Genomic DNA, 10,598 nt, shown 5'->3' with positions numbered 1-10,598 from the left:
AAGCGGATGCGGCAGGCAGTGCGGGGTTGGCGACTCAATCGCCAGACCCATGTAACCCTTGCCGATGTGGCGAGACTGTACAACCCAGTGATACACGAGTGGTGGAATTACTATGGCGCGTTCTACAAGACTGCGATGCTTCGCATCTTCCAGCACATCGACTGCGCTCTTGAGCGTTGGGCCCGACGGAAGTACAAGGGTCTGCACAGGCGCAAGCGACGAAGTGCCGAATGGCTGGACAGGATGCGCCATAACAACCCGATGCTGTTCGCTCACTGGCGTGTGGTTACGCAACCGGCTGGATAACGGGAGCCGTATGACGCGAGAGTGTCACGTACGGTTCTGCGAGAGGCTCGGGGGGCGGTTCCCCGGGTCTACTTACCACTTTGGGATGAAAGCCCATGTCGGCGTGGATGCGGCCTCTGGGCTGGTGCATAGCGTGGTGGGCACTGCAGCGAACGAGTCGGACGTGTCGCAGGCGCATGCCTTGCTGCATGGCCACGAGGAGCATGCGTTCGGCGACGCGGGCTACACGGGCGTGGACAAGCGCGAGGAGATGCAAGGCAAGACCGTGAAGTGGCAGGTGGCCGTCAAGCGCGGCAAAATCAAGGCGTTGCGTGACGGAGCGGTCAAGGACTTGCTGATCGCCGTCGATCGAGCATCCGTTCCACGTCATCAAGAATCTGTTTGGTCATCGCAAGGTTCGCTACAAGGGCCTGGTCAAGAACACGGCGCAGTTGTTCAGCCTGTTTGGTTTGGCGAATCTGGTGTTCGCCAGGAGGCTGTTGTTGGCCTCAGAGGGGAGCAATGCGTCCTGAGCGCGCCAAGCGCGGCCAGGAAAGGTGCGAAACGCGAGAAAGACGGCTTGAATCGGCCCATCTCTGCCGCATTGCGAAAGCTGAAGTCCTTGGCTTGTGCAACATCAAGCGCAAACCTCATTGATCAGCGATTCCCTAAAATTGAAATTCCCACCAAAGCCATGAATCTTAGCAAAGAGCAGTTGCTTCACGCATATCAGTGGGATATGAAATTTATGTCTGAAGATGATATCCCATTGGCTAGCCTGCTAGCCTCGCTGGAACATCAGCACTCGATTCCCACGCGGGAACGGTGGCAAGCTGCGCTTGATTTCCTCTATCGCCTTATTACATGTGGACTTGCGGATATCACATGGGTTGGTGAAATTGAACGGAACCTTCCAAAGCTGTATGAATCTCTTGCGAAAACGCCGCCCTTGCAATTAGATCCAGGTTATTGGCTGGAACTGCAAGCGTACGGGACAGACAAGTGTATTGATCTGATCAAGCGACATCAGATTGACTGGGATAGCCCATTAGACCCCCTGTTTAGTAAAGAGCTGGAAGAAATGTTCATTAAGCAAGGAGTTGGAATAGATCAATCGCCATTGGTATCGATCCAGTTCTAGTGCTCGCGATAAGCGGCCGCCTTCACATGAAAGAGATGTGAGGCACTATCGATTCCTTGAAGGCTTTGCCCGGCAGGGCGGCATCGGTATCGGTCTGGGCAAGAGCGAGGCGTCCGGATCCAGCCATACGCTGGCCATTACGCAAAGCGATGCGCGCAGCGTGGTGGGCGCCAGCAATGGCAATGTGGTGATTACCGCCGGGAAGGATGCGGCGATCGTCGGCAGCGATGTGATTGCGGGACGCAAGGATCCGAACGCAGACAAGGCCACCACCGGCAATATCGACATCCGGGCGCAGAACGTCATCATCGCCGAACGCGTGGACCGGATCCAGCAGGACGCCAGCCAGCGCAACCGCTCCAGCGGGCTGTCCGTGGCGGTGGTAGGCACGCCCCTGGATACGGTGAAGAACCTGCAAGGCGCACAACAGAACCCCAGTGCCGTCTCTCGCGCGATGGGCGTGATGAAAGAACTGGGCGCTTCGGGCCTGACCCTGCCGCAGGTCAATGTCAGTATCGGCAGTCAGAAGAGCAGCGCACAGTCGTCCAGCGTGGCTATTGCCAGCAGCGGCAGCAGCCTGGCCGGGGCCGGTAGCGTGCGCATACGCGCCACCGGCAACGGCGAGAAGGACGCCGGCGGCAAGGCAATCGACGGCAACATCCTGGCATCCGGCAGCACGATCACTGCTGGCGACGCGGCCATCCTAGACGCCGCACGCGACGTAACGCTGCGCGCCTCCACCGATACCTACCAGGAATCCAACAACGCGAGCAGCAGCGGCTGGAAGCTCAGCAGCGCGGCGCCCACACCGGGCGATATCGCGCGCCATATCGGCGGCGGGACCCACAACAGCGGCGTGGGCATGGTGCCCTACGGCAACCAGAAGTCCAACAGCAGTGGCGACGTTGCCAGCAGCAAGCAGAATGCCACGGTGGTGACTGGCACTACGGTAGGCATCAGGGCCCAGACCGGCGCTATCACCGTTGCCGGCAGCGGCATCGCCGCGGAAAAGGAAGTGGCCCTGTCGGCCAACAAGGGACGCATCGACATCCTGTCCGGGCAAGACACGTTGTCGCAGCGCTCCGACAGCTCCAGCCGGCAGCTCGGCGACCTGGGCGGCACCGGCTATGCGGGAACGGTCGGCGTGCGCAGTGAATCGCACCATGCTGACGCCAACCAGTCCACGCAGAACACCATCCGCAGCCAGATCGCAAGCCGCAACGGCAGTGTGACGCTCAACGCCGGGGAAGATATCACCGCACGTGGCGACGACATCCCGGCCGGCACCGACGTGACGATGATCGGCAAGAACGTCATTCTGGATCCGGGCGCGGACACGGCCAGCCAGAACGAGAGCCACCGCGTCAGCCAGTATGGGACGACGCTGGCGTTGTCGGGGTACACCGTCAATGCCGTGCAAGCCGTGGAGAACGCAGCACGGGCTGTCGAAGAGAAGAAGGATAATCGCGTCGCAACGCTCTACGGCGTGCAGGCCGGGCTGGCGATTACCAATGGGATCCAGGGCATCCAGACCGTTACCAGCGGCGGCACCAGTCCCACGGCGGCAGTCAAGGTTACGGCCCGCATCGGCGGGGGCAGCACCACCAGCGAATCGCACACACAGTCGAACAGCCACCAAGGCACCACGGTCAAGGCAGGCAACGCCGTCACCATCGTCGCCAAGGGCTCGGGCCAAAAGGGCGCCGACGGCTACGCGACCGATGGCGACGTCAGCGGGCACGGCGTGCAGATCGAAGGCAAGACCGTGACGCTGAGCGCCGCACGCGACGTGAACCTGGAAAGCGCGCAGGACCGCTCGAGCCAGGACAGCCGCAGCTCGGGCAGCAACGCCGGCATCGGCGTGGGCTTCGGGCTGGGTGGCGACCAGAACGGTTTCACGCTCGAGCTGGCCGCCAGCCAGAACAAGACCAAGGCCAACGGCGAGTCCGTGACAAACCACAACTCGCATGTAACCGGTACCGACAAGGTCACCGTGGTCAGCGGTCGTGACACCAACCTGAAGGGCGCCCAGCTCATCGGTAAGGAGATCGACGGTACCGTCGGCCGGGACCTCAACATTGAGAGCCGGCCGGACACCGAGACCTACCACGCGCGCGAGTCATCCTCCGGCATGCAGGCAAGTATTTGCGTGCCGCCGTTCTGCTACGGCACGACCGTGCACGCCAATGCGAACGTGAACCAGGGCAAGACCGACAGTACGTACAGCTCGGTCCAGGAGCAGAGCGGGCTCTATGCCGGGAAGGGTGGCTTCAATGTTGACGTCAAGGGGAATACGGACCTGAAGGGCGGGGTGCTTGCCAGTACGGGTGATGCGGACAGGAACCGGTTGACTACTGGCACTTTGACTACCAGCGATATCGAGAACAAGGCGGAGTTCAGCAGCGGCTCGTCGACGTTGGTGGGCAGCTACAGCGGCGGCGAAAGTGTAAAGGCCAGCGATCCAAATCTTGGACCTGTGCAGCCGGCACATGTGGATTGGGGAGGCAAGACCAACTTGCTGCAAGGCCTGGCTAACAGCATCGGAGCGACAGCGGCCGGCAACGCACAGAAGCCTGTCGATGGCAGCGCATCTGGTGTGACGAAGAGCGGGATTGCAGCCGGGACGGTCACGATTACGGACAACGCTGGCCAGTTGTGGAGGACCGGCAAGTCGGCTGAAGAAAGCATCGCCAGCCTGAATCGCGAGACGGAGAACGCAAACCAGAGCATCGGCAAGATCTTTGATGCGCAGAAGGTCAAGGACAAGCAGGAGCTGAACCAGCTGACGAGCCAGGTGGCGCAGCAGTTGGCGCCGATGGTGTATGACGCGGTAGGGACGCTTAGTAGGGCGCAACCTACGGAAGTAAAGGTTGCTTTGCATGCCGTCGTCGGAGGGTTGCTGGCAAAAGCAATGGGTGGCGACTTCGCTGCTGGCGCGGCAGGGGATTCTGCCGCTACGCTGGCGGCCGAACTGGTGGGGCAACAAATAGCGGGTAATCCGGACCTGCAGAAACTGTCTAAACAGGACCGTGAGGCGTTGGTACAGCTTGCCGGGACGATTGTTGCGGCAGGAGCTGGAGCCGTAGCTGGAGGAACGAGGCAGGATGTTGGAGGGGCGGCAGCGGTTGGTGGCCTCGGCGTGGAGTACAACTGGGCAATGCATCCTGCTCAGGGAGCTGGTGTTCCGCCAACGCCAAGCGAACCCCGGAAGCCGCACGCGACGCCGGGTAAGCCGGCATATGATGGAGACCAGAGTACGCTGACCGGAACTCCGGATCAGTCCGATCAGATCAAGTCGTTGCCCTTCATTCAGCCCCTTAAGGATGTGCTGGATGCCATTGGCAAGGCAATTGGGCACCCGATTTCGATACCGATACAGGTGTTGGATGGCCTAGGCGCGATTATTAGCGCAGGAAACTCGGACCAGAGCCAACAAGGAGGACTTCCGAAATATGTATCGAGTCCCAAACACGAAGCCGGCGGATGGGGTACGCCAATGGATCTCGATGACGCTCGCGCACAGCAAATTCTGGGTGACTCGATCCAAGGCGGAAAGCAACGATATGGTGTGAGTGATGGAAAGGTATATGAATTTCAACCAGACAACGCCGGTGGATGGCATGGCTATCCGATTCCGGGAAATGAGGCGCCTGCTAGCGTTCTCCGGCAATTTGTTAATAGAGGCGATTTAAGCAAGGCGGAATATAACAAGCTTGTCAAGGGTAAATGATGAATGAATTATTCCTTCGCGTGGTTGAGGCCGGTGAGCTGCCTCAGTCCCTCGGTTTTTCAGCGGATTCCCTACCGGCGCTGATCACGCTTGGTGTTCGGTCCGCGAGCGCAGAAGAGCATCAGATCCTTTCCATTCGATGGGATGCGATGGAGCTTGTTCGGTGGTTTCTGGCGAACAAGGAGGAAATTCTCACGCGGAAGTTGCCGGAATATGTTCCTCGGAGTTCCTCCATCGCCGAATCCATTTCGCTATTTTATGAGAATTTGGGAGATGATCAGGACGATTTAGTTGATGATATTTTTGAGTACAGAGAGTGCCATGAAATTTGCTTTGGACTACGCGGTAGCCGCAGCGTGCCAGCTATCTATGTCGGCCTTGGGCATTGTGGATATGAAGTATCCATCGAGCATCCTGACCAGTACGTCAAGTTCTTGATTGACCTTCCCGATTTCTATCTTCACCTCGAAAGAGCGTTCAAGGAGAGGCTCTAGCGCATCTCCTTATACAGAAGTAGAACGCAGCGGGGCGGGATAGCTGATGCGCGAAAACTCTGGGGAAAGGGGTTGTAAACATCCGCAGACTCGCGTTTACTCTCGGATTTTCGAGCGGCAATGGGCAACGAGTCGGGGGCATGGGTGGACGAGGAATTTGAGAGTCTGGATCTTGGTGATCCGCGGCGGGATCGACGGGCCAAAGAGTTGCTCAAGCGGTTTGCGAGCCTGCCTACGGCGAGCATTCCTGGCGCATGCGAAGACTGGTCGCACACCATTGCGGCGTATCGGTTTCTGGGCAATGAGCAGATCGATTGGCGGGACGAGGCCAGGGAGATCGGAGCGCCCGCTGGCATCAAGCCAGTGGTTTGGCGCTTGTTGACGAACCGAGAAGCGCAGGACGCCCGTGGAGATGTTCTTCCATGTCCTGAAGACCAGCTGCAAGGTCGAAGCGCTACAGCTATCGCACATGGATCGTGTGGAGCGGGCCTTGGCGTTGTATATGGTGGTGGCGTGGCGCATTGCCCGCTTGATGCGGTTGGGCAGAACCTGCCCGGATCTGGATGCGTCACTGTTCTTCGACGCCGACCAGATTCGGGGGGGCATACGTGCTCGCCAAAAAAGCCCGCCCGAAGGTACCAGAAATGAATATTGACCCTCAAAAACGCTACATACTGGCGAGCGATTTTTTCGATCTTGGTGGAAGCGTTGTAATGAAGGTCGCTGCAGATGCTGCCATTGTCATCTGCAAAACCGCTATCGACCATGGTTTGGTCATCGCTCGCATGGAAGGCGATATTTGGCACAGCCCTGGATTTGAAGCAAGATTGGATTGCATCTGGAATGGTGCCGATCCGCCCGTGACCTATGATCTGGCAGAAGAGAATAATTTTGCAGCTGCAGAATTTGTTCACTCTGAAAGCGCTCGATATTGTTCAGTGGAAGCCGGAATAGCCATATCCGCTAGCGTTCGGCATTACGCAACCAGCCAGTCCGAAGCACGCACGCGCTCATACAGAAAATCCCCCAACACCCTCACCCGAGCACTGTGCCGCAAATCCGGATGCGTCAAGACCCACAAATCCGTATCCATCCCCCCATCCGCCGGCGCCAGCCGCACCAGTTCCGGGTCATCCCCCGCCAGCAAACACAACAACATCCCGGCCCCCATGCCATGCCGCACGGCATCCGCCATCGCCACCAGGCTGTCGGCACTGACGACCCGCCGGTGCTCCGGAACGTGGTCGCGCACCCATCGCGCCTGCGCCAGATGTGACAGCGCGTCGTCCGGCACCACCCAGTCATAGGCTGACCAGTCCGACAGCAGCGGGTTATCCGCTTCTGCAGGCAGTCCGAGCTGTTCCAGGTAACGCCGCGACGCATACGGCGCCGTTTGCAGTCGCCCGATGCGGCGACCCACCAGATATTCCGGCGGCGCATTCGCCGGCCGTATCGCCACATCGGCTTCGCGCCGACTCAGGCTCAGAAAGCTGTTGTTGACGACGATCTGCAACTGGATCCGCGGATGCATCGCCCGAAACTCCGCAAACAACGGCATCAGCAAGCCACCCAGCAGCGTGTCGGTCGTCGTCACCCGCAGCGGCCCACTCAACTGGCTGTCGAGCCCCGACAACTGCCGCTGCGCCGCGTCGATCTGTTCGCCGACGCCTGCGAGGCGATGGGCCAGCGCTTCGCCGGCGGCGGTCATTGCATAGCCGGTGGGGTGGCGCTCGAACAGGAGGGTGCCGAGGACTTCCTCGAGCCGTGCGAGGCGCCGCAGCACCGTCGAGTGGTTGACGTGGAGCGCGCGCGCCGCGCCGGCCAGGGAGCCCGACTGGCTCACTGCGAGGAAGTATTTCAGGTCGTCCCAGTCCGCTTCCTGCATATCTGCATAGCTCCTACGCAAAAATTGGCAATTCTCGTGCTGATCCGCACAGCCTACAGTGGCAGCGTGGGTCAGGCAACGGGTGCCGGGCGCAGAAACCACGGGAACAGACATGGCGATGGCTTGGGTGCTACTGGGGCTGGCAGGACTGATCGAGATCGTGATGGCGCTGGCGCTGAAACACACGGACGGGTGGACGCGACCGGGGCCGACGGCGTTGGGGATCGGGGCGGCGTTGGCCAGCATTTTCCTGCTGAGCGCGGCGCTGCGGCATCTGCCGGTGGGGACGGCTTATGCGGTGTGGACCGGGATCGGGGCGATCGGGGTGACGGTGGTGGGCATCGTATTCCTGGGTGAGAGTGCGGCGCCGATGCGGCTGGTGCTGATTGCGCTGATTTTCGTGGGAATTGGCGGGCTGAAATTGCTGCCAGCTTGAATTCCCAGAGGGAGGACGAATTCACAGTTTCCCCGAGACTGCGGGCACGTTTTGTACACTATCTGCCCGAATGACCGGCTGACCGTCGCCCCCTCTATGAATTTCGATGCCCTGCTGGAGCTGTTCCAGCAACGTATTCCGGCCCATCCGTGGGCGCAGATAACCCTGTACCTGCTGGTGCTGGTGCTGATCGCTGTGATCGCGCAATGGCTGTTCGGCCATGTGATGTCGCGCATCGCGCATCGGTTGCTGGCGGTATGGGGCAAGGCGCCGTGGAGCAAGGCGCTGACGCGCCATCGCGCGTACCGGCGCTTTGGCTATGCGGTCGGATTCGCGGTGATCACCGTCGGCGTCGGCGAGGTGCCGCATATGGGCCGCTACGCGTTGCTGGTGGAGCGGCTGGCGCATGCCGGCATGTGGATCAGTTTCTTCCTGATGATGGGTGGCGTGCTGGGGGCCTGGCAGGACGTCTATGCCAGCAGCCGCCGGGCGCAGACGCGTTCGATCAAGGGCTATATCCAGATCGGACGGCTTGGCCTCGGGCTGGTGTGCGCGGTGCTGGTGCTGTCGATCCTGATCAACCGCTCGCCGCTGTGGATGCTGTCGGGCCTGGGCGCGCTGTCGGCGGTGCTGCTGCTGGTCTTCAAGGACACGCTGCTGTCGCTGGTGGCCAGCACGCAGCTCACGTCCAACGACATGCTGCGCATCGGCGACTGGATCGAGATGCCGCAGTGCAATGCCGACGGCTACGTCAAGGACATCGCGCTGCATACGGTCAAGGTGCAGAACTGGGACAACACCGTGACCACGGTGCCGACCTACAAGCTGTTCTCGGAGAGCTACCGCAACTACCGGCAGATGTTCGAGTCAGGCGCCCGGCGCATCAAGCGCACCTTGCGACTGGACGCTGGCAGCGTGCGCTTCCTGGAGGACCACGAGGTGCATGCGCTGATGCGCTTCCGGCTGCTGCACGATTACCTTGCCGAGAAGCAGGCCGAGGTCGACGAGGCCAACCGTTTGCTGATCGCCGCGGGCAGCGACCCGGTCAACCGGCGCCGGCTGACCAATATCGGCACCTTTCGCGTCTATGGCATCGCCTACCTGAAGGCGCATCCGGAGATCCACCACGACCTGCTGCTGAACGTGCGCATGATGGAGCCCGATTCGCAGGGCATCCCGGTGGAGATCTATTGCTTTACCGCGCTGACGGCGTGGATGGACTATGAGCGCATCCAGGGCGATGTCTTTGACCACCTGCTGGCGATCCTGCCCGAGCTGGGCCTGCGCTTGTACCAGGCGCCGTCAGGCGCTGACCTGAGCGGCGCGCGCGTGACCCCGGTGCTGGCCGCGGCGCAGGTGGCGGCGGCGCATGCAGCCGTGCAGCATGTGCCCGGCCACGCCACCGTGGGCAGCCATCCGGTCTGATTCTCAGCCGACCGCGCGCGGACGCACGCGGCTGGCGGCTTCCTTGGCTCGGGTGCGGGCGGTGTCGACATCGTCCGCATAGGCCAGCGCCACACCCATGCGGCGCTTGACAAAACTCTCCGGCTTGCCGAACAGGCGCACCTCGGTCTGCGGCACGCGCAGCGCCTGGTCCACGCCGTCGAATACCACGCCCTGCGCATCCACGCCGCCGTAGATCACCGCGCTGGCACCGGGGCTGCGCAGCGAGGTGTCGACCGGCAGGCCAAGGACGGCGCGCGCATGCAGCTCGAACTCGTTCTGCCACTGCGTGGCCATGGTCACCATGCCGGTGTCGTGCGGGCGCGGGCTGACCTCGCTGAACCACACCTCCTCACCCTTGACGAACAGCTCCACGCCAAAGAGCCCCATGCCGCCCAGGTCTGACGTGACGGCCTGCGCGATGCGCTGGGCCTTTTCCAGCGCGGCGGGATGCATCGGCTGCGGCTGCCAGCTTTCGACGTAGTCGCCGCTGACCTGCACATGGCCGATCGGCGCGCAGAACTGGGTTTCCACCTTGCTGCTGGCGCCGCAAGCGCGTACGGTCAGCAGCGTGATCTCGTAGTCGAAATCGATAAAGCCTTCGACGATCACGCGGCCGTGGCTGACGCGCCCGCCCGCCATGGCGTAGTCCCATGCGGCCTTGACGCCGTCGGGACCGTCGATCTTGCTCTGGCCCTTGCCGGAGCTGCTCATCACCGGCTTGACCACGCACGGATAGCCGATGCCGCCATCGATGGCGGCCTGCAGCTCGTCGAGCGAATCGCAGAACTTGTACGGGCTGGTCGGCAGGCCCAGCGATTCGGCGGCCAGGCGGCGGATGCCTTCGCGGTCCATGGTCAGGCGCGCGGCGCGGGCGGTGGGGATGACGCGCACGGTGCCGGCGGCTTCCAGCTGTTCCAGCATCGGCGTAGCGATCGCTTCGATCTCCGGCACGACCAGGTGCGGCTGCTCTGCCTCGATCAGCGCCTTGAGCTGGCCGGGATCGCTCATCGCGATGGTGCGCGCGTGGTGGGCCACTTGCTGGCCGGGCGCATTGTCATAGCGGTCGACGGCGATGGTTTCCACGCCCAGGCGCTGCAGTGCGATCAGCACTTCCTTGCCCAGCTCGCCGGAGCCGAGCAGCATCACTTTGGTGGCGGAGGGGGAGAGAGGGGTTCCGAGGG

The 10,598-nt window shown here is 61.6% G+C and carries 8 protein-coding genes and 4 pseudogenes; 10 read left to right on the top strand and 2 right to left on the bottom strand.

Annotated features, from left to right (window positions below; all coding sequences use genetic code 11):
* From AB1I47_RS32530 to AB1I47_RS32495, 8 genes and pseudogenes are all read left to right on the top strand, one after another.
* Positions 1-306: group II intron maturase-specific domain-containing protein (locus tag AB1I47_RS32530; RefSeq protein WP_354687769.1), on the top strand; the 306-nt coding region annotated here is incomplete at its 5' end.
* A 64-nt stretch (positions 307-370) separates the two neighbouring features.
* A pseudogene (locus AB1I47_RS32525) lies at positions 371-818 on the top strand (transposase); the annotation flags it as partial.
* 47 nt (positions 819-865) lie between these two features.
* Entirely contained in the window at positions 866-1,426 is a 561-nt protein-coding gene (locus tag AB1I47_RS32520; RefSeq protein WP_354687768.1) for a hypothetical protein, read from the top strand.
* A 37-nt stretch (positions 1,427-1,463) separates the two neighbouring features.
* Positions 1,464-5,156 carry a hemagglutinin repeat-containing protein gene (locus AB1I47_RS32515; protein WP_354687767.1) on the top strand — a complete coding sequence of 1,231 codons (3,693 nt, stop codon included), beginning with the start codon at positions 1,464-1,466 and terminating at the stop codon, positions 5,154-5,156.
* Entirely contained in the window at positions 5,156-5,650 is a 495-nt protein-coding gene (locus tag AB1I47_RS32510) for a hypothetical protein (RefSeq protein WP_354687766.1), read from the top strand. Before AB1I47_RS32515 ends, AB1I47_RS32510 begins: the two co-directional genes overlap by 1 nt.
* 120 nt (positions 5,651-5,770) lie before the next feature.
* Positions 5,771-5,902 (top strand): annotated as a pseudogene (locus AB1I47_RS32505) (IS4/Tn5 family transposase DNA-binding protein); the annotation flags it as partial.
* A 75-nt stretch (positions 5,903-5,977) separates the two neighbouring features.
* Positions 5,978-6,281 (top strand): annotated as a pseudogene (locus AB1I47_RS32500) (IS4 family transposase); the annotation flags it as partial.
* A pseudogene (locus tag AB1I47_RS32495) lies at positions 6,214-6,558 on the top strand (hypothetical protein); the annotation flags it as partial. The pseudogenes AB1I47_RS32500 and AB1I47_RS32495, both read left to right, overlap by 68 nt.
* Positions 6,559-6,626: 68 nt before the next feature.
* On the opposite strand, the gene AB1I47_RS32490 reads toward AB1I47_RS32495, so the two are convergent.
* Positions 6,627-7,535 (bottom strand): LysR family transcriptional regulator, encoded by a 909-nt coding sequence (locus tag AB1I47_RS32490; RefSeq protein WP_354687765.1) that lies wholly within the window; start codon positions 7,533-7,535, stop codon positions 6,627-6,629.
* Positions 7,536-7,653: 118 nt separating this feature from the next.
* On the opposite strand from AB1I47_RS32490, the gene AB1I47_RS32485 reads away from it, so the two are divergent.
* Positions 7,654-7,971 (top strand): DMT family transporter, encoded by a 318-nt coding sequence (locus AB1I47_RS32485; protein WP_354687770.1) that lies wholly within the window; start codon positions 7,654-7,656, stop codon positions 7,969-7,971.
* Positions 7,972-8,067: 96 nt separating this feature from the next.
* The gene (locus AB1I47_RS32480; RefSeq protein ID WP_354687764.1) at positions 8,068-9,396 is read left to right on the top strand and encodes a mechanosensitive ion channel family protein; all 1,329 of its coding nucleotides are present in this window, start codon (positions 8,068-8,070) and stop codon (positions 9,394-9,396) included.
* Between the two features lie 3 nt (positions 9,397-9,399).
* On the opposite strand, the gene purT is transcribed toward AB1I47_RS32480, so the two are convergent.
* Positions 9,400-10,598: formate-dependent phosphoribosylglycinamide formyltransferase (gene purT, locus AB1I47_RS32475; RefSeq protein WP_354687763.1), on the bottom strand; the 1,199-nt coding region annotated here is incomplete at its 5' end.

This window comes from Cupriavidus necator (assembly GCF_040578825.1).
In the GTDB taxonomy this organism is placed as follows: Bacteria; Pseudomonadota; Gammaproteobacteria; order Burkholderiales; family Burkholderiaceae; genus Cupriavidus; species Cupriavidus necator_E.
Note: the sequence above shows the minus strand (reverse complement) of the source record. Positions and strands in the feature narration are given on the sequence as shown.